The sequence below is a fragment of the Syntrophomonas sp. DTU019 genome, from assembly GCA_913757435.1.
Taxonomy (GTDB): Bacteria; Bacillota; Syntrophomonadia; order Syntrophomonadales; family Syntrophomonadaceae; genus DTU019.
In genome coordinates this window covers 77927-97836 of sequence record CAJYDM010000005.1, presented here as the reverse complement: position 1 = coordinate 97836, position 19910 = coordinate 77927, and the positions used below count along the sequence as shown (strand labels likewise).

Genomic DNA, 19910 nt, shown 5'->3' with positions numbered 1-19910 from the left:
GTGTCATATGATGATTCAGAATTGAATGACACACTTAACGTGTCACACGTATCATTTCATTATTCTTTTTCTATGTTAAGTACTGACATGAAGGCATCTTTGGGAACTTCTATATGGCCGATCTGCTTCATGCGCTTTTTACCTTCTTTTTGTTTCTCCAGAAGCTTTTTCTTGCGGGTGATGTCGCCTCCGTAGCATTTGGCCAAAACGTCTTTGCGCATGGCTTTTACCGATTCGCGTGCTATAACTTTGGCACCGATGGCGGCCTGTATGACCACCTCGTACATCTGCCGGGGGATGATGCGGCGCAGCTTCTGGGTCAGGGCTCGGGCCCGGTAATAAGCATTGTCACGGTGGGTAATAAAGCTCAAGGCATCAATTATTTCTCCATTGAGCATAATATCCATCTTCACCAGATCAGACATCTCATAACCGCTGATTTCATAATCCAGAGAGGCATAGCCCCGGGTGCGAGACTTCAAGGCATCGAAGAAATCGTACAGTATCTCCCCCAGGGGCAGTTTGTAGGTTATCATCACCCGCTGCGAGGTAAGGTATTCCATGTTAACATATTGCCCCCGCTTCTCCCGGCACAATTCCATTACGGTTCCCACATACTCGTTGGGCACCATCATGCCGGCCTTAACATAAGGCTCCTTGACCCCTTCCATACGCTGTGCCGGCGGCCACAGCTTGGGGTTCTGTATGTCTTCTTCACTGCCGTCGGTAAGCATAACCTTGTACACCACACTAGGGGCGGTGGCCAGAAGACTTAAATCATATTCCCGTTCCAGACGCTCCCTGACTATTTCCAGGTGCAAAAGACCCAGAAATCCGCAGCGGAAACCGAAGCCCAGGGCATCCGAGCTTTCCGGTTCATAAAACAGGGATGAGTCATTCAGTTTCAATTTGTCCAGGGCATCCCGCAGACGTTCAAAATCGTTGTTCTCCAGGGGGTATAGACCGCAATACACCATGGGCTTTACCACCTGGTAGCCGGGCAAAGGCCTGGCAGCCGGATTATTGGCCAGGGTGATGGTGTCCCCTACCCGGGTGTCGCTGACATTCTTGATACCTGCCGCCAGATAGCCGACTTCGCCCGCGCCCAGGGTCTCAACCTCAGTCATGTACGGGGATATGACTCCTAAAGCAGAGACTTCATATACCTTGCCGCTGGACATCATCTTTATCATATCGCCGCGGCGTATCTGTCCCGAGACCACCCGTATATATGATATGGCACCCTGGTAGGGGTCGAAATATGAGTCGAATATCAGGGCCTGCAGGGGTCCATGTTCTTCGCCCTGCGGGCAGGGCACTCTTTCTACTATGGCCTCCAGAACATCTTCCACACCCCAGCCGGTTTTAGCGGAGATTGATATAATCTCCTCACTGGCTATACCGAGCACATCCTCCATTTCGGTCTTTACTTTCTCAGGTTCAGCGCCGGGGAGGTCAATCTTGTTGATGATGCCGATAATCTCCAGATCCTGATCCATGGCCAAATAAACATTGGCCAGAGTCTGGGCTTCAATGCCCTGCGAGGCATCAACCACCAGCAAGGCACCTTCGCAGGCCGCCAGGCTGCGGGAGACTTCGTATGAAAAATCCACGTGCCCCGGAGTATCGATCAAATTGAGTATATAATTCTTGCCGTCACGGGCCTTGTATTTGAGCCTCACCGGCTGCAGCTTGATAGTTATCCCTTTTTCCCGTTCCAGATCCATCTTGTCCAGAAACTGTTCTTTCATCTCCCGGTCACTGATGGTACCGGTGACTTGCAACAGGCGGTCGGCCAGGGTCGATTTCCCGTGGTCGATATGAGCGATGATGCTGAAATTGCGAATGTGGTCCAGTGACAAAGAACTGCCCTCCAAATCGTATGGGTGAATACCGCCTAGATTATAACCGAAATCCAGGTTATGATGCAATTCTATCCTTATCTCTCCATGCGGCCGCCCTCTACCCGATATTGGCCTTCATCATTCCCAGCACCAAATGGGCTTTTTTCGGTATCAGGATGTGCATCTTACCCCGGCGATGGTGCTGATCCCCAGCATATAGAGCGTATCGGAAGTGAAAACGCCGCTAATCAGATATTGGTAATAAGCTCGGCCCGAATATGTAAAAGGCCACCTTGCGGCCAAACTTCAAAGGGCGCGCCAAGGCCACGGTCAGGCCTTATGCAATAGTACTGCCGGGGCCATGTAAATACCGCTTCAGGCCATCTACCCTTTCCTCCCGGTTCTTGAGCGGACATACAAAAAAGGCCTCCATGACGGCCTTTAGCTGCTTACTGCTATAATGCTGTTTTTATTACGGCCCGGCCCATTCATGAAGGATCTCCCCGGAGCGCTCTTGCAGCCAGGCCAGCACCCTGTTCAGATGTACCTGCCCCTCGTGCAGCACAACTTTACCAGCGATGGTTATCCTCAAAGTCAGTTTATTCAGATGGGCTTGGATATCCCGCATCGATTCCGCAGTGCACGGGTAAATCTGGCCCAGAGCCTCGACCTGAACCTGCCCGTCCCCTAAGTGTACGGCAAAAACGTAGCCGGGATTATTCATAGTCAAGTCGTTTAGGCCCTGATTGCTTATGTTCAATCCGGCCGCTACCAGCATGAATAATATGCTGACCGGAAGCAGCCATAAAACTGTCCTCATCACTACAAGGATCCTTCCTATAAAACCTCGGCCAGTACATCGGAAAACAGAGTGGCCGCATACTGCGCTTCAGCCAGGGTGTTATGGTCATAGCCAATTTCCAGCAGCAGAGCCTGCGGATGAAACTCCTGATTGTAGGTTCCGGCCTTTGTGCGCACATCTTTCACCAAACCGGGGTACTTGGCTTCTGCAGCCTGTTGTATGGCATGAGCAAAGGCCAGGTTTTTTTTCCACTCTGGATGCGGTTTGCGTTCGTTGGTTCCAACTATGATAAGAATCGGGGCACATTTCTTGCCGTTGATGGTGACAGTCTCACCAGAAGTCGCCCCGGGAATACTGTCGCGATGGACATCAAATATCGCCTCCACCGATTTGTTGTTGGCCAGGTAGTTTTTTATAGTATTCCGTGATTTGCTGTAGCTTATAAGATAGTCGGCATCGTGTATGGTATTGATGAATTCGCTATTAAATCCATCCTTGCGCAACTCGTCGTTCAAGTGCTGAGCCACCTGGTTTATCAGCCCTCTCTTGCCGTCCACCCGGGCCTTGACTCCGTCCGGTATATAGGATTCAGCGCTGTGTGTACAATAGAGCATGATCTTACCCTTATTCGGCCGGGCAGCAGCGACTGGATCTGGAATCGGTTCGGAAACATCCTCTGTGTCAGCAGCGGATACGTCCTCCACTTCAATAACGCTGAAATCCTCCTCATCTGGACTGGTGTAAGCCAGAGCCTGTATACTCGCGGTTAAAAGCGTCTCTGAAAACACCTCGTCCAGATATTCAGGATCAAGATACAACAGGTTCGCCTCACCGGGCAGGAAACTGCTGTCCCTAAACATATTCATGGCCATCTTTTCCCCGATCACGATGCGGCTGAAGGGGTCCAGGTAATCGACCGTAGAAGTCCTGATGGCGGGCAGGGTGACCCGCTGGTAATTGCCGGTAACACCTATTAGGATGATGATTACAAACAGCTGCACCAAAAATACACTTTTTAGCAGAGACATAAAACCGCGGCGCCTCATGATTCCACCTCCCGTTCGTAATAAATTTATTTATGTGCAGGAGAGAATAGAACCGTATCTATACAATATTAATAAAGGCGGCCAAAAATAACTGCCAAATCATTGCATTTTGAAAACCATAATGCTATAGTATTTCTGTTGGATATGACCCACAAGGAGGTGAAATGGTGGCAAAAAGCAAAACCCCGGCCAAGCGGGCAAGAAGGGCTGAAGAGAATCGAATCAGAAACAAAGCCTACAAGAGCAGGCTTAAAACAGCCGTGAAGAAATATGAGGATTCATTACAGGGCGGCGACGTAGAAACTGCTCAGAAGAGCCTGATTGCGGCAACCTCCCTTATCGATAAAAACGTGACCAAGGGGATTCTGCATAAGAACACTGCAGCCAGAAGAAAATCGGCTCTGGCGAAACGGTTCAATGCACTGGCAAAATAAGCAAAAGACCTGTCTTAAAGGCAGGTTTTTTATTTTCTGAAAAGCCTTATTCCAGGCGTGGCAGCAAACGCACACCTTTCATCGGCGCCGGCCTTGACCGCACACCTCAATAATCAACGCTTCCAGCACAATTTTTCCATCCCTGCCGCTGCTCTTGAGATTAATGTCAGCCTGCAGGAACAGTTCAAAGCACCTCTTAAGCTCATCCCAACTGTATTGACTAGCTGCAGAGAGCAGTCTTTTAACGGCAAAATCCCTGGCCCCGGTAGCTTTAGCGATTGCTGCCTGGTGCATGCCCTCCTGGCTGAAATGCTTGACCTTGCCCAACAGCATGAATTGCCTGATGATCATGTACAGAAAGAAGGTCGGCTGTCCACCCTGGCGGAGCAGTTGGTAATACGCCTTAAGCGCCTCGCGGCTGCGGCGGTTGAGTAAAGCATCGGTCAGCTTGAAAACACTGGTTTCGATCTGTTGGTCCAATTCCTCCGCCACATCCTGCTCAGTGATCATTTCGGGGCTTTTCTGCAGGCTCAGTTTCTCTAAGAGACGCTGCAGGTAATACATATCCTGACCGCTGCTGGCCAGCATTTTTGCAACCGGTGGGGCCAGCGGCTGATTCAAGGCGGCGGCCAGTTGTTTCACCCAGGTCTCCAAGCCCTGGGGATTAGGCCTGACACAAGCGACTTTGTGCACCGCTTTACCCAACTTCTTCATCAAGGGGTGTGAAGACACATCCTCTTCGGCGGTGAAGATAACTACCTGGCCGGGGATGGGCTCACTTAGGAAAGCGGCCAGCCCTTCCACCAACTGTTCCACCTTGCTAGCTTTGCGGCGGGTTTTGCCCAGCCAGGAGGGTCGGCGTATGACCACCACCCGTTCCAGGGCGAACAGGGGGCTGAAATCAAGCTGTTCCAGCAATTGCTGTGCAGTGAGTTCATCAGCATCGATATATACCAGTTCCGCCTCAGCCCCGCCCTCCCGGCTGAGCTCGGCCCTGACCCGTTCTATTTCCTTATCTATAAGATACGGCTCCGTTCCGTAGATGAGTATAAGGTTGCTTATCGCCATGAGTACTCCTCCTGCAGCCCTGAACCGGGACATCGGGTACAAAACCATGATACCATAAGCTGATAATAGCCGAAATGTGATAAATTAGTAGTACTTCACATAACATTAAGGTGAGACGAGCAACCCACAAGACAACCAGCCGAGCAGAAATGTGCATGGTAATACAGGAGGAATGCTTATGCCTCATTATGATGTGATAATAATCGGCGCCGGTCCGGCCGGTATATTCACTGCCCTGGAATTGTGCCAGCACAGCGGCTTAAAGGTGCTCTTAGTAGAAAAGGGCAAAAAGGTGCAAGACCGCCATTGTTTGATCGGCGGACAGATAGACACCTGCCAGGGATGCCCGGTATGCTCGATAATGAGCGGTTGGGGGGGAGCCGGGGCCTTCTCTGACGGCAAACTGACCCTGACCAGTGATTTCGGAGGCTGGCTGGCGGACTACATCGGCAAAACCTACCTGGATGAACTGATCGCCTATGTTGATGATATCTACGTCAAACATGGGGCGCCGCCCCGGGTATTCGGCCAGGACGACGTGAAGACCCGCGAAATCGCCATGAATGTGGCCTCAGCGGGCCTGAAACTGGTCCCGGCCCGTATCCGCCATATGGGCACGGAGAATACCAAGGCGGTGTTAGAGGCCATGTACCGATCTTTGCAGCCCAGGGTCGATATCCGCACCGGGCTGATGGTCGAGCAGTTTTTGATTGAAGACGGCCGGGTGGTGGGCATATCAACCGCCGCTGGTGATTTCTTGGCCCCCTATGTGGTGGCCGCACCGGGAAGAGAGGGTGCCCACTGGTTCTCCCAGCAGGCCCGGAACTTACATATAGCTATGCACAACAACCAGGTCGACATCGGGGTGCGAGTGGAGGTCCCGGAAGTGGTATTGAGGGAAGTTACTGCCTCAGTGTGGGAACCCAAATTGCTTTTTAATACCAAAACCTATGATGACATGGTGCGGACCTTCTGTGTTAATCCCAATGGCTATGTGGTGATGGAAAATACCAATGGAGTCATCACCGTTAACGGCCATTCCTATGCCAACAGCCAGAGCGGGGTAACTAATTTCGCCCTGCTGGTGAGCCAGGAATTCACCGAGCCGTTTGATAAGCCTATCCTTTACGGGCGCTGCATTGCCAGCCTGGCCAACATGCTCAGCGGCAGCATCATCGTGCAGCGCTACGGGGATCTGAAACGCGGCCGCCGTTCCACCCCGGCCCGCCTGTCCCGGGGTCTGGTCACTCCCACCCTAAAAGGAGCAGTTCCGGGGGATCTGTCCCTGGTCCTGCCTCACCGCTACCTGATCGGTATCATGGAGTGCCTGGAAGCTCTGGATAAGGCCTTTCCCGGGGCAGCCTCCGATCACACCCTCTTGTACGGGGTGGAAGCCAAGTTTTATTCCGCCCGACCGCGATTAGATTCCCAGTTGCAGACCCCTATACAAGGCCTGTGGGCTATCGGCGACGGTGCCGGAGTCACCCGCGGCTTGATCCAGGCCAGCGTCTCCGGGGTGGTGGCAGCCCGAGCCATACTGGCCGAGCAGGGATAGTGGAATAAGGGCCGGTTCTCAGAACTGGCCTGGGATCTGTTTCCAGCCCCTAAAATAGGGGACACCTGAACCTATTCCTTGGCCTTGACACCCCCGGCGATCCGGGCTAGCATGGAAAAGAAATGCTCGTCCAAAGGGGAAATGGCTATGAAAATCACCAAGATATCCGGGAATACTCATTTCATCCCCGGTCCTACCAATGTTGGGGTATTTGTTTTCAAGGACAAATACACTCTCTTGATCGACAGCGGAGACAGCAACCAAGATGCCCGCCTTTATGAGCGAATACTGTCTGAGGCTGACCTTAATGTCAAGTATGTGTTCAACACCCATGAACATCATGACCACTGGGGAGGCAACAACTATCTGCAAGAGCATTACCCCGGCAGTGTTTTCTATGCCTCAGAGACGAGTGCGCTATTCATCGAGAATTTTCAAATGTATCCTTTGGCCATTTATGGCGGCCTTCCCCCGGCCACTCTGGTCAGATCTATGGGCGGAAGCAGGTCGGGACGCATCGACCAGCGCTTGCGGCCAGGCACCATACGGGTCAATGATGAGAAATTCGATATTATACCGCTGTCAGGCCATTCCCTGGGGCAGATAGGGATCGCCACCCGGGAAAAGGTCTGTTTTCTGGGCGATGCTCTGTTCAGCCCTGAGATATTGGACAAATACGGCTTTCCCTTCATATCAGATGTGGCCGCACAGTACCGCACCTTCAACGCCATACTGGATCTGCCTTACGACTTATTTGTCCTGGGGCATGCTGAGAGAATCTATTCAAACGGACAGATCCAGGACCTGGTGGACCTTAACCGTTTCCGCCTGGACCACTGTATGGAACTGCTCTTAGACCTGTTACAGCAGCCCAAAAGCAGAGAAGAATTACTGGAGGAAGTAATCATCCTGGAGGAACTCAGACCCGACTTCCACGAATACTGCCTGCTTAACTCCACTTTGGGGGGCATGCTCAGCTACCTGATGAACACCAGCGGACTGGAATTGCAGCTGGAGAATGGCAGGGTTTATTACTACCAGAAATAACCTCACTCGGCTGGCAGCTGTATAGCAGCTTTGGTGAAACAGCTATTCTACCAGATATATAATTTTTGCCAGCGCAGCCAGGCCCATAGCCGTTTGGCCCAAGCCCCGCTGCGGATCAATTGCAGCACTGGACTGTTTTGTCCCGGCTGCAGCTGCTTCCACAACCGTACCCAGAACACCGCAAATATTCCTACCGACAGCAGTTCAGACAAGGTGAAGGCCAGCCATACCCCATTGAGCCCCAGATAGGGCGGCAGCAGAATCAGTGCGGGCAGGAAGAATAGCACCTGGCGGGTCAGCGACAGCCACATCGCGGCCATGCCTTTACCTATTGCTTGCAAGACCGTGCTGAGGATTATTATCGGCCCCACTAATGGCAGTAAGATGGTGCCCAGGCGCAGCGAAGCAACCGCAATTCTGGTCAGATCGGCATCCTGAGAAAAGAAGCCTACGATCCATTGGGGATGAAACTGCATGACCGACCAGCCCAGGCCCATTATCAATACTATAAAAGCCGAGGCCTTTATCAGCACTTCTTTTACCCTTTCATAGCGCCCCGCCCCAAAAGCAAAGGAAGCTATAGGCATAGTGCCCTGTAACAGTCCCCCTATAGGTATTAACACCAGGGAGCGGACTCTGAGGAAGATGCCCAGGGCGGCCACCGCCTCAAAACTGTGAAAAGCCAGGATACGGTTTATATAGACCATTATCAGCACCCCCGCCACTTCCATCACCAGGGCCGGAAATCCCACCTTGTAGATAGCCAAAAAAATGCGGGGACGCAGGGAAAAATGCCTTAACGACCAGCTCAGATAGTTCTTGCGCCGGGTCATCACCGCCATCATCATCACCAGACTGCCTACTTGTGCCAACAGGCCTGCCCAGGCAGCCCCGTTCAATCCCATGGCCGGGACCACACCCCAACCGAAAATAAACAACGGGTCCATGGCTACATTGAGAATGATACCGATCAAGCTGGCCACTACCGGCAAGACCGTATCTCCTTCCCCCTGCAGAGTGCTGCCCACAATTATTAGCACCATAGTCACAAGCGAGCCGGGCAGGGCGATGCTGAGGTAACCCTGACATAAGCCCAGGGTTTCCGGGGTGCATCCGAACATTATCAATAAGGGCACCTGATAGCGATACCCCAACCACAGAAAAAAGACGCTGTAGGCAGCTGTGATGAGCATGCCGTGCCAGGCGATATTGTCGGCATGGCGATACTGCTGCTGGCCTAGCATACGACCAATCAGCGATGCAACCCCGGTTCCTAAGGCTGCAGCCATACTCACTATCAAAACCTGCAAGGGCAGACATAGGGTCAAGGCTGCCAGGGCGGCTGGCCCCAACTGGGCTATGAAATAAGTATCCGCCAGGCTAAACAGGGCATACAGGACCATTCCCCCCATGGCCGGGCAGGACAGGCGCAACAGCAGGACACCGACTCGGTTGTGCAGCAGGTCAGGTTGTTGGATCATAATCGCCCCCTGCATAAAGCTATGAAATCCCAGCCCAGAATAGTATGATGGAATCAATCGCTGTACAGAATTTGTATAGGTGGGTAGATTTATCCACATACCGCAGAGGAGGCAGACAGTTGTCCTTATTGATCAAGAACGGCCTGGTGGTGACCATGAACCCGCAGAGAGAAGTGATGTATGCCGATGTTTATGTTGAAAAAGACCGCATCACAGCTATTGGTGACTGCAAGGCCTTTACTGCCGACACGGTCATCGAAGCTGCTGGCTGCCTGGTCATCCCCGGTTTGATACAGACCCATGTACATTTGTGCCAAGCCCTTTTCAGGGGTATGGCCGATGATATGGAACTGCTGGATTGGCTCAAGAAGCGGATCTGGCCTTTGGAAGGGGCCCATGACCAGGATTCCCTGTACTATTCTGCCTTACTTGGTTGTGCCGAACTTCTCCGGGGGGGCACCACCGGCATAATTGACATGGGCACGGTGCATCACACCGAGGCTGTCTTTACCGCGGTGGAAAAGGCCGGCATACGTTACCTGGGCGGCAAATGCCTGATGGATAGTGGTGAGGAAGTGCCAGCTACTCTGGTGGATGATTGCGACAATGCCCTTGAAGAGAGCCTGGCCTTGTACCAGTACTGGGAAGGTGCAGGTAATGATCGTATCCATTACTGCTTTTGCCCCCGCTTTGCAGTCTCCTGCAGTGAAGGCTTGCTGAGAGAGGTGGCGAAAATTGCGGCAGCTGAACATATCCCGGTGCATACCCATGCTTCCGAGAATCGTGCCGAGGTCAAACTGGTACAGGATCAGCGCGGCATGCCCAATGTGCTCTATCTGGACCACCTGGGTCTGATCGGCCCCAACCTGATTCTGGCCCATTGCATACACCTCAATGATGCCGAAAAGGAACTGCTGGCAACCAGCGGTGCGCATATCGCGCATTGCCCCGGCTCCAATCTCAAGCTGGCTTCTGGTATCGCACCTATTCCCGAATTGCTGGAGAAAGGTGCCAATGTATCCCTGGGAGCAGATGGCGCCCCATGCAACAACCTTTTAAGCATGTTCAATGAAATGCACCTGGCTGCATTGATACATAAGCCGCTTTATGGGCCTGTGGCCATGCCGGCGGAAACCGTATTCACCATGGCCACCGTTGGCGGGGCCAAAGCCATGGGCTTATCCGATCAAGTAGGCAGCCTGGAGGTGGGAAAAAAGGCTGATTTGGCCGTAGTATCCCTGGCGCCCTGGCATCACTGCCCGCCACAAGGGGCCGGAGTATACTCCCATCTGGTCTATCAGGCTGTGGCCGCTGATGTTTGCGCCACCATCGTGGACGGCCAGGTGCTGATGAGAGAAGGCCATTTGATGACCATTCCCGAAACCGAAGTCAGGCTCCAGGCAGGCCAGGCCTTGGAGAGGGTAAGGAAGCGCTGCGGGCTATAATTATGGATGCCTGTTTTTGAAGGTCTGGATTCTCAATGTTTGGCCATCACTATAGAAGCTAACCAGGCCGTCCCTGTCGGTGCGCAATAACCTGGCTCCACCCCTGGCTATATCGTCGACCACATCTTGATGCGGATGACCGAAAGCGTTTTTACCCACCGACAATACCAACCATTCCGCCTGCCTATCCAATGCGCTGCTCCAGGAGTAGCGGCTGCCGTGATGGGGCACCTTGACGATGAGGGCTTTATCCCGGTGCTGCCGCAGCACTTCTTCCAGGCCGGCTTTACTCTGATCAGCGGTGAGCAAGGCTGAAAAATCCCGGTAGCGGCAGTACAATACCAGGGATCGCTCATTGTTGCCCGACTCCCCTGCTAGCTCTGGCGGCGGATACCAGACCTCCATCCGCACACCATCGATATTTAACACCTGGCCTTGTTCCAAGGCTACTACCCGACTGTCCTGCTGCCTGGCCGCAGCCAAGAGGTGCTGTGAAAGCGGTTCGGTCATGGAGGCAGCCGCCAAGCCTACATATTCAGCCGGGCGCTCCTGCATCACCTCCAAGAGTCCCTGTATATGATCCACATCAGGGTGGGTATTTATTACCATATAGAGACGGTTGACCCCCAGGTGGTTCAAGTATGGCGATACTTTGCGGCGTCCCACCTCGGTGAATAGACTGCCCCCGCCATCAATCAGAATGAAACGGTTGTGAGGGGTTTTTAGCAGAATGCTGTCACCCTGGCCGACGTCTATAAAGGTCATTTGCAGCTGGCCAATGGAAAAGCACCACCGGGGTATGAGTATTATAACCAAGGCGGCCCCCATCATCAGCAAAGGCCAGCGTAGCGTTATACGCCCGGCCTCTAAGCGCAGCTGCCAGGTCAGCCACAGCAGTCCGGCAAAATACATCGCTACCACGGCTATCGGCGGGGTGGCCACTATCCAGTATGCAAAAGGCAAGGCCTTGCAGAAGTCATTGAGAGACAATAGAACATACGCACCAACACCGGTGGGCATAAGCAGCATAGTGCTCAGAAGGGGAAAGGGAACTGCCAGCAATAAGGCTGCAAAGCCTAATATCACAATGATTCCGGCCAGATAGGTAGCCAGCAGATTGCTCAGTATGGAGACCGGGGTGATAAGGTGGAAGTAATAGGCTATCAGGGGCAGTACCGCAACCTGAGCGCACAGCGGTACCAGGAGGTAATCCCAGTGAGGCTGCTTGAACTTAAAATACTTTTTGACAGCCGGATACAGTGAGACCAGCCCCCAGGTGGCTAAGAAGGATAATTGAAAAGAGATGGTGAACAGGGCGCAGGGATCCATCATCAGTATGATCAAAGCAGCCAGCCCCAGCCCATTGGCAGGCTGATGGTTCCTGCCCAGATATCCCGCCATAATCGACAATAAGGCCATGGCCACAGCCCGCTGAATCGAGACCGGCCATCCGGTGAGGCTGCTGTATAGCAAAACCAGAAGTATGGTAATAACCAGGCCGGTGGTCCGTGGCAACCTCCCCAGTGCTATCAGCCCAGCGGCCAAAAGGACCACAAAGCCGACATTGAGGCCGGATACCGCAAATAAATGCACCAGCCCGGTCTTCTGAAAATCCTGATACAGATCCTCATCCAGGTTGTCCAGTATCCCCAGTACCATGGCCAGGATGAGTGCCGCCTCTTCAGCCGGTAATACCGCGCGGGTGTGTTCCACCATGCGGTTGCGCAGCAGCGGGGCCACTGCCAGGATCCGGTTAGGTCCCGAATCCTGACGCAGATCATTTGATTCCTCCACCTGCAAGAGGTAATAGATATGATGCCGGGACAGGTAAGAGGGGTAATTGAACTCACCGGGATTGCCGGGTTCATCGGGCTTTTTCAGCACGCCTTTAAGCTCTACGCTATCACCGGGCCTAAGCTGCACCTCGAAGTCGCAGAAAACCTGAAATCGTTTTAAGTAGGGATTATCACTGGCGGTTTTAATAGTGAAGCTGCTCCTTTTTTCCTTAACCCGGGGATAACTTGTTACTTTTGCGGAGATTACCTGAGCTGCCGAATCATCGACCTCGGGAGCGGCCGGAAGATAATGCCAGTGCATGTAGACCAGCCCGGTTGCGGCTAACAGCAAAGCGATCAGGATCTCTTTCCGCAATAGCTGAAAGCGCCACCAGATAAGGCTTGAAGCGCCCACTAGGCCTGGTGCAGCCACCCACCAGGGCACATAGACCAGCGCGATACCAACTGCAAAATAGACTGCGCGCATAGCCCATGAAGGCGTGAACAAGCTGTCTACCAGTTTTTCGGCCGAGGTTCCCATCAGTACACCGAGATACGGTCTTTGATGGCTTCAAAGCGTTTATCTCCAATCCCGCCCACCTTCTTGATATCCTCGATTTTCTTGAAAGGGCCGTTGGTATTGCGGTAATCCACAATCTGCTGAGCCAATCCCGGACCTATGCCCTCCAGCCCGGCATCTAACTCGGCGGTTGTAGCCCGATTGATATTGATTTTGTTACTAGGGGCTTTTATCGGAGGGCTTTCACCCGGTACAGCTCCGTCAGCCTCCAGCTCGGGAACCAGTATGCTTTCCCCATCGATCAACTCCCGGGCCATACCCAGGTAGCGCAGGTCGGCAGTGGGAAGCGGAACCGCCATGGCCAGGGCCTGATGTACCCGGTCCCCCTCCATTAAGTGATACACCCCTGGTGAAACTACCGCTCCGGCCACATAGACCTGAATCTCCCGGGGGGACTGTGGCGTACTGATCTGCAGAGCTTCACCTCCCTCGTCGGGGCTGGCCATGATTTGCGGCGGAGCATTGCGGTAATGCATAAACCAGTACGAACCCGCCAACAACACAACAGCTAGCAAAGCTATCCCAGCTATAATGTAAGGCCGCTCGATCTTCATCTCCCCATACCTCCATACTACTATTCTACAACTATTTACATATATTTCCAATATAGTCACATTCAGTCTGCTTTTACGGATATGATATTGCAATTGCCGTCATATTCGTAGCCGAATTGGGACAGGGTTGCGCCGCCGCGTTTGTTGATTAGGGACGTTAAGCGGTAAATCTGATCCTTCTACGTGACGAAGCTTCCGATTCATCCCTTTAAGAACCGTTGCTTAAATTGTGGGGTATAAATCGGTCATGCCGGGGCATAGTTACAATATCAGCGTTTAAGGAGGGGAATGTTGATCATGACTGGAGAACAAACTATTCGCTGCGGGGTAGAAAGCTGTAAATTCTACGGCTCGGGAGGATATTGCCGATTGGAATCCATAGAGGTCGCTCCCCAGCACCACATATGCAGCGGCCTGGCCAACGAGGAAACCCTTTGTTCCAGCTACGAACCCATCTTGGAATTATAAAATAGAGCTGTCTGCTACGGATCATGCGGGGCGATTTTTGCCAGGCATATTTGTCAGCGGGAGATCCGCAGTTGCCTTGCGTCGAAATTAGGGACTTCACAGTTGCATAACACAAATTTATATAGTAAAATAACTTTCGTGGATTAAACACGGCTATTTTTTATAGCAAAAGGCTAGGAACCGGAGCAGTAAGCTGGCAGCCTACAGAGAGCCGCCGATCAGGTGGAAGGCGGCAACGACTGGTTGAACTCGCCGGGGAGCTGCACAGGCGGTAAGCCTGTGACGCAACCTTCGTTACAGGTTGAAGTGGACAGACGTGGGGCTATGGCGCAGTTGGGAGCGCGCTTGAATGGCATTCAAGAGGTCGGGGGTTCGAATCCCCCTAGCTCCACCATAATTATATCTGTCAACAAGGGTGGTACCGCGGGAAACCAGCTCTCGTCCCTCAAGGGATGAGGGCTTTTTTGTCTACTAAACGCCAGGAGGTAGAGTGATGGAAAACAAGTACGATTTTAAGGTGATAGAGACCAAGTGGCAGCATTACTGGGAAGAGCATGGTTTCTATAAAGTGAGCGAAGATCCCGGCCGGCCCAAGTATTATGACCTGGAAATGTTCCCCTACCCTTCCGGCAACCTACATATGGGACATGTACGCAATTACGCCATCGGTGACGTGGTAGCCCGTTTCAAAGCCATGAACGGTTTTAATGTGCTCCATCCCATGGGATGGGATGCCTTTGGCCTGCCGGCTGAGAACGCCGCTATCAAGAATGGCATCCACCCTTCCATCTGGACCGATACCAACATGGAGAATATGAAAAGTCAGCTTAAGACCATGGGCATCAGCTATGATTGGGACCGGGAAATAGCCACCTGCAAACCCGATTATTACAAATTCACCCAGTGGATGTTCTTGAAGCTGTACGAACACGGGCTGGCTTATAAAAAGAAATCGGCGGTTAACTGGTGTCCTTCCTGCCAGACAGTGCTGGCCAACGAGCAGGTTGTCGACGGTGGTTGTGAACGCTGTGAAGCGGTAGTGGAAAAGAAACAACTGGAGCAGTGGTTTTTCAAGATTACAGATTATGCCCAGCGCCTGTTAGATGATCTGGAGATGCTGCCGGGATGGCCGGAAAAGGTCAAAATCATGCAGCGCAATTGGATCGGACGCAGCGAGGGCTGTCAATTCGACATGAAAATCAAGGGCAGCGATCAGGTGGTACCGGTATTCACCACCCGGGCGGATACTGTTTTTGGGGTTACTTATATGGTAATGGCACCCGAGCACCCGCTGGTAGCGGATATCTCCCAGAATACCCCCCAGGCCCAGGAGGTTAAAGAGTTCGTGGAACGCATCAAGAACCTCAGTGAAATTGCCCGCACCTCCACCGAGGTGGAAAAGGAAGGGGTATTCACCGGGGCCTATGCCATCAATCCCATGAACGGCGAAGAAGTACCGATCTGGATTGCCAACTATGTATTGATGGACTACGGAACCGGAGCTATAATGGCGGTTCCCGCCCATGACCAGCGTGACTTCGATTTCGCCCGCAAATACAATCTGCCTATCCGGGTGGTGATCCAAGGCAACGACACCCCCCTAGATGGAGCCGATCTCACCGAGGCTTATGTGGGTGACGGCAAGATGGTGAATTCCGGAACTTTTGATGGCAATAGCGTTGAATCCGGTATAGCAGCGGTTATTGCTTATATGGAGGAGCATGGCATCGGTCAGGGTTCGATCAACTATCGCCTGCGCGACTGGTTGATCTCCCGGCAGCGGTACTGGGGCGCTCCCATCCCCATAGTCTACTGCAACGATTGCGGAATGGTGCCGGTGCCTGAAGAAGACCTTCCGGTGCTCTTGCCTGAGGATGTGGAATTCAAACCGTCCGGGGAATCCCCCCTGAATTATGTGCGTTCCTTTTTCGAGACCAACTGCCCCAATTGCGGTAAGGAAGCCCGCCGGGAAACTGATACCATGGATACTTTCGTCTGTTCATCCTGGTATTTCGACCGCTTCTGCAGTCCGCATGAAAGTGAACAACCTTTCGATAAAGCCGCCACCGATTATTGGATGCCGGTGGACCAGTATATAGGAGGGGTGGAGCATGCCATCCTGCATTTGATGTACGCCCGCTTCTTCACCAAATTCCTCTATGACATCAAATGGCTGTCATGCCAGGAACCGTTTACCAACCTGCTCACCCAGGGTATGGTCTTAAAAGATGGCTCCAAGATGTCCAAATCAAAAGGCAATGTGGTAAGCCCGGAAGATATCATCAATACTTACGGGGCCGACACCGCCCGTCTGTTCATCCTGTTTGCCTCTCCTCCGGAGCGCGACCTGGAATGGAGCGATGCCGGGGTCGAAGGTGCCTACCGTTTCTTAAACCGGGTGTGGCGTCTGGTAGTGGATTACGCACATTTGATCAATAGCCAGGACGGCGAAGGGGCTGAGTTGGATGAAGCGGCACGCCAGCTGCGTTTCAAAACCCATGCTACCATTAAGAAAGTGACTGACGATATCGAAGGCAGATTCAATTTCAACACTGCGATAAGCGCCATCATGGAACTGTCCAACATGCTGGGGGCTTACCGCGACAATCCCCAGCCCAACCCTGCAGTGGTGAAAGAGGCTTTGGAATCGTTGCTCCTGATGTTGAGCCCCTTTTCACCGCACATCGCTGAGGAATTATGGCAGTTGACCGGCCATGAAGGCAGTATAACCCTGATGGCCTGGCCACAATACGACCCCTCCGCTTTAGTACAAGATGAGATCGAGATGGTCATACAGATAAATGGCAAAGTACGAGACCGCATCATGGTGCCTTCAGACAGCAACGAGGAGGAGGTGCGCCAGCAGTGTATGCAGACTGAGCGCATCGCCGCACAGCTGCAGGGCAAAACGGTGCAGAAGATGATCGTAGTACCCGGAAAACTAGTCAACATAGTGGCCAGGTAGACCGGCTGATAGGCAAAGATGACAGGGGGACGGGGTTGTTGACACACTCAAGAGTGTGCCAACAACCCCGTCCCCCTGTCATCTTCCTGTCATCCTATGATTGCATGCGTTCCAGGCTTACCTCACGAGCGTCGCCCCACAGATTTTCCAAATCGTAGTACTCGCGCTCCTCCTGGCGGAAAACATGGAAAAGGATAGAGCCATAATCCAACACCACCCATATGCCTTCTTTGTGCCCTTCGCGACGCAAAGGCTTGATCCCCGCCTCCGCCAGACGGTCCTCAACGTGTTCGGCTATGCTCTTTACTTGCAGGATATTCCGTCCTGCTGCTATAACAAAATAATCGGCGATTACGGTGAGGTGGTTAACATCCAGAACCACCACGTCCATGGCCTTTTCTTCCCAGCAGGCTTCAGCGATCTGTTGCAGCATCTTCTCCATGTTCAGCAATCATCAATCCCCCTTGTTTATTTCATGGTCGTCAGGCCAGGTCCATCATATTTCCAAATAAACGCAGATACTGGTTCCTCACTTCGACGGTCCGCGGGTGCAAGAGCCTTCCCCGCTCGATGCAGTACTTGATGGTAGTCTCCAGCCCCAAAAGCATGCCGTAATCCAGGTTGCGCAGGGCCAGGCAGCGCAGCCGCTCCATACCCGGGTAATCCCGTCCCGGTTCGATCATGTCGGCCAAATAGATGATCTTGTCCAGGCCATTCATATCGAGCGCTCCCAGGGTGTGGGAGCTGACCGCGTGCAGCAGCTCCGCATCATCGATATCCAGTTCGTCAGCTAATAGACAGGCCCCCACCGACCCATGCAGCAGATCCGGCACCTCTCGATCTATGGGTACCAGTTCCAGGCCATACTTTTCGGCTAAGTCAATCAATTCTTGGCCAGAAATGCCTTTGGCATAATCGTGCAATAATCCAGTCAGATAAGCCTGTTCTTCGTCAAATCCATACTGAGCCGCCATTTCCCGGGCGGTATTAGCGACATGCACTGAATGCTTGAACCGGCTCCGGGATAATTTAAAGCGAATGATCTCCAGCGCCTCCTTGGGGCCGATCATGATTTCATTCCTCCTCGATAGAGGTCATGGTCATAGATGTATTCCTCAACCTGCCTGGGCAAAAGATATTTAATGGTTTTCCCTGCGGCTACCCGACTGCGGATATCGGTGGAGGATATGTCCATGGCGGGAATCTCCACCTGCCTCATCTCCTGCCACCATTCATCGGGCAAAGTGTTTAGAACCGGATGGCTGCGATCGATCACATAGTTAGGCCGGGTGACTACCACGAAACAGCACAGAGTAATTAATTGCTGATAGTCTTTCCAGGTATCTATGGTCAATAAGGCATCCGCACCCATCAAGAAATATATCAAACTGGCGGGATTAAGGCTTCTCAACCTGCGGATAGTATCGATACTATAAGAGAACTCGCCCTTCGGTTCTTCCAGGGACGAAATCCCAAAAGCAGGGTTGTCGCTGGTTGCCAGTTGAAGCATCCGCAAGCGATGCTCCCAAGCCGTCACAGCTTGGGAGGTCTTGTGCGGGGGTCGGCCGGTGGGAATAAACAACACCTTATCGATGCCTAACTGCACCCGGGCATGTTCTGCCGCGATCAGGTGCCCGTAATGGATGGGATCGAATGTCCCTCCAATGACCGCCAGCTTTGCACCTGCATCCAAACAATATCTCCCCCTGTCAGGGCTGGCATATTCCAATTCCAGTAACATTGCATTGGTGTGCCAAAATCTAAGGTAAATGATACCTGTCATGCATTAAAAATGCAAACCGACTCAAGTCGGCTATGCATACGGCTCTGTCGAGGTACCATTATCAGCCTGATCCCCATTTACGGGTACGCACACTCGCTCTACAGCGCATTTATTCTCCGCTTTTGAAGGCGTCGCCGCCGCTTTCCTTCAAGGCTGCAAAGACTCCAGCCAATCCAGCCAAGTCCCCGGGGATGATCAACTTGGTGGCCTGGCCTTCGGCCATGCTCTTCAAGGTCTCCAGGGATTTTAACGAAATGACCTTCTGGTCCGGTGCCGACTCGCGCAGCATAATCAAGCTGTCGGCGAAGGCCCTCTGCACATTGAGAATCGCCTGGGCCTCACCCTCAGCATTAAGGATTTGCGCCTGGCGGTGCCCTTCAGCCTCACGGATGGCCGCTTCCCTTACTGCCTCGGCTTTGAGGATGGCAGCCTGCTTCATTCCTTCAGCTTCCAGGATGGCCGCGGTCTTCTGGCCTTCGGCGCGCAGAATAGCCTCGCGCTTCTCACGCTCAGCGCGCATCTGTTTTTCCATGGCGGTCTGTATATCCTGTGGAGGCAAAATATTCTTCAACTCCACCCGGTTGACCTTAATACCCCATTTGTCGGTAGCCTCATCGAGAATCACCCGGAGTTTGGTATTGACGATGTCCCTGGAGGTAAGGGTCTGGTCCAGTTCCAGTTCGCCGACAATATTTCTCAGGGTGGTGGCGGTCAGGTTCTCGATAGCCAGTATGGGGTTGGCAATTTCATAGATATAACTGAACGCATCTGTTACCTGGTAATAGATGACGGTGTCTATCATCATGGTGACATTATCCTTGGTGATGACCGGCTGGGGCGGAAAATCCACCACCTGCTCGCGCAGGTCGACTACGGCTCGGAATTTGTCAATCAATGGTATGATAACATTAATGCCCTGCTCCGCCCTTTTGTGGAATTTACCCAGGCGTTCCACTATTCCTACCGTAGACTGTCGGATGATACGGATTGAGGAAAACAGCAAACCGATGACAAATAATACTACTACAAGGTTGACGAAAAAGCCTAGCAATATGACCACTCC

17 protein-coding genes and 1 tRNA gene are annotated in these 19910 nt (G+C 52.7%); 7 read left to right on the top strand and 11 right to left on the bottom strand.

Annotation, left to right across the window (positions count from 1 at the left end):
• Positions 1–59 precede the first annotated feature (59 nt).
• The 3 genes from lepA to spoIIP form a co-directional block, all read right to left on the bottom strand.
• Positions 60–1862 carry a translation elongation factor 4 gene (lepA, locus tag AC15IQ_RS12400; RefSeq protein ID WP_483179465.1) on the bottom strand — a complete coding sequence of 601 codons (1803 nt, stop codon included), beginning with the start codon at positions 1860–1862 and terminating at the stop codon, positions 60–62.
• Between the two features lie 454 nt (positions 1863–2316).
• Complete coding sequence (locus tag AC15IQ_RS12395) at positions 2317–2667, bottom strand: hypothetical protein (protein ID WP_483179464.1); 351 nt, start codon at positions 2665–2667, stop codon at positions 2317–2319.
• 14 nt (positions 2668–2681) lie between these two features.
• Positions 2682–3692, bottom strand: coding sequence for a stage II sporulation protein P (spoIIP, locus tag AC15IQ_RS12390; protein WP_483179463.1), 1011 nt, complete (start codon positions 3690–3692; stop codon positions 2682–2684).
• A 167-nt stretch (positions 3693–3859) separates the two neighbouring features.
• On the opposite strand from spoIIP, the gene rpsT reads away from it, so the two are divergent.
• A complete protein-coding gene (gene rpsT / locus AC15IQ_RS12385) occupies positions 3860–4126 on the top strand; it encodes a 30S ribosomal protein S20 (protein WP_483179462.1) in 267 nt (88 codons plus the stop codon).
• Between the two features lie 78 nt (positions 4127–4204).
• Here rpsT and holA read toward each other — a convergent pair whose 3' ends face one another.
• The gene (holA, locus tag AC15IQ_RS12380) at positions 4205–5194 is read right to left on the bottom strand and encodes a DNA polymerase III subunit delta (RefSeq protein ID WP_483179461.1); all 990 of its coding nucleotides are present in this window, start codon (positions 5192–5194) and stop codon (positions 4205–4207) included.
• 178 nt (positions 5195–5372) lie between these two features.
• Between holA and AC15IQ_RS12375 the strand changes: the two genes are divergently transcribed.
• Both AC15IQ_RS12375 and AC15IQ_RS12370 read left to right on the top strand, forming a co-directional pair.
• The gene (locus AC15IQ_RS12375; protein ID WP_483179460.1) at positions 5373–6749 is read left to right on the top strand and encodes an NAD(P)/FAD-dependent oxidoreductase; all 1377 of its coding nucleotides are present in this window, start codon (positions 5373–5375) and stop codon (positions 6747–6749) included.
• A 111-nt stretch (positions 6750–6860) separates the two neighbouring features.
• Positions 6861–7796, top strand: a complete 936-nt coding sequence (locus AC15IQ_RS12370) for an MBL fold metallo-hydrolase (RefSeq protein WP_483179459.1) — start codon at positions 6861–6863, stop codon at positions 7794–7796.
• A gap of 47 nt (positions 7797–7843) precedes the next feature.
• Here the strand turns inward: AC15IQ_RS12370 and AC15IQ_RS12365 are convergent, their stop codons facing one another.
• Positions 7844–9277, bottom strand: a complete 1434-nt coding sequence (locus AC15IQ_RS12365) for an MATE family efflux transporter (protein WP_483179458.1) — start codon at positions 9275–9277, stop codon at positions 7844–7846.
• A 119-nt stretch (positions 9278–9396) separates the two neighbouring features.
• Between AC15IQ_RS12365 and AC15IQ_RS12360 the strand changes: the two genes are divergently transcribed.
• Positions 9397–10722 (top strand): 5'-deoxyadenosine deaminase, encoded by a 1326-nt coding sequence (locus AC15IQ_RS12360; RefSeq protein ID WP_483179457.1) that lies wholly within the window; start codon positions 9397–9399, stop codon positions 10720–10722.
• Here AC15IQ_RS12360 and AC15IQ_RS12355 read toward each other — a convergent pair whose 3' ends face one another.
• Both AC15IQ_RS12355 and AC15IQ_RS12350 read right to left on the bottom strand, forming a co-directional pair.
• On the bottom strand, positions 10723–13038 hold the full coding sequence (locus AC15IQ_RS12355) for a DNA internalization-related competence protein ComEC/Rec2 (RefSeq protein ID WP_483179456.1): 2316 nt from the start codon (positions 13036–13038) through the stop codon (positions 10723–10725).
• Positions 13038–13631 carry a ComEA family DNA-binding protein gene (locus AC15IQ_RS12350; protein WP_483179455.1) on the bottom strand — a complete coding sequence of 198 codons (594 nt, stop codon included), beginning with the start codon at positions 13629–13631 and terminating at the stop codon, positions 13038–13040. The genes AC15IQ_RS12355 and AC15IQ_RS12350 overlap by 1 nt, the downstream gene beginning before the upstream one ends.
• Positions 13632–13928: 297 nt before the next feature.
• Between AC15IQ_RS12350 and AC15IQ_RS12345 the strand changes: the two genes are divergently transcribed.
• From AC15IQ_RS12345 to leuS, 3 genes are all read left to right on the top strand, one after another.
• The gene (locus tag AC15IQ_RS12345) at positions 13929–14099 is read left to right on the top strand and encodes a DUF1540 domain-containing protein (protein ID WP_483179454.1); all 171 of its coding nucleotides are present in this window, start codon (positions 13929–13931) and stop codon (positions 14097–14099) included.
• A 318-nt stretch (positions 14100–14417) separates the two neighbouring features.
• Positions 14418–14493: transfer RNA gene (locus tag AC15IQ_RS12340), tRNA-Ala, on the top strand.
• Positions 14494–14592: 99 nt separating this feature from the next.
• On the top strand, positions 14593–17064 hold the full coding sequence (leuS, locus tag AC15IQ_RS12335; RefSeq protein WP_483179453.1) for a leucine--tRNA ligase: 2472 nt from the start codon (positions 14593–14595) through the stop codon (positions 17062–17064).
• 94 nt (positions 17065–17158) lie between these two features.
• On the opposite strand, the gene rsfS is transcribed toward leuS, so the two are convergent.
• The 4 genes from rsfS to AC15IQ_RS12315 all read right to left on the bottom strand — a co-directional run bounded on the left by rsfS (position 17159) and on the right by AC15IQ_RS12315 (position 19901).
• Positions 17159–17506 carry a ribosome silencing factor gene (gene rsfS, locus AC15IQ_RS12330; RefSeq protein WP_483179618.1) on the bottom strand — a complete coding sequence of 116 codons (348 nt, stop codon included), beginning with the start codon at positions 17504–17506 and terminating at the stop codon, positions 17159–17161.
• A 40-nt stretch (positions 17507–17546) separates the two neighbouring features.
• Positions 17547–18134, bottom strand: coding sequence for a bis(5'-nucleosyl)-tetraphosphatase (symmetrical) YqeK (yqeK, locus tag AC15IQ_RS12325; protein WP_483179452.1), 588 nt, complete (start codon positions 18132–18134; stop codon positions 17547–17549).
• On the bottom strand, positions 18131–18757 hold the full coding sequence (gene nadD, locus AC15IQ_RS12320; protein WP_483179451.1) for a nicotinate-nucleotide adenylyltransferase: 627 nt from the start codon (positions 18755–18757) through the stop codon (positions 18131–18133). Before nadD ends, yqeK begins: the two co-directional genes overlap by 4 nt.
• Positions 18758–18956: 199 nt before the next feature.
• Entirely contained in the window at positions 18957–19901 is a 945-nt protein-coding gene (locus tag AC15IQ_RS12315) for an SPFH domain-containing protein (protein ID WP_483179617.1), read from the bottom strand.
• Positions 19902–19910 lie beyond the last annotated feature (9 nt).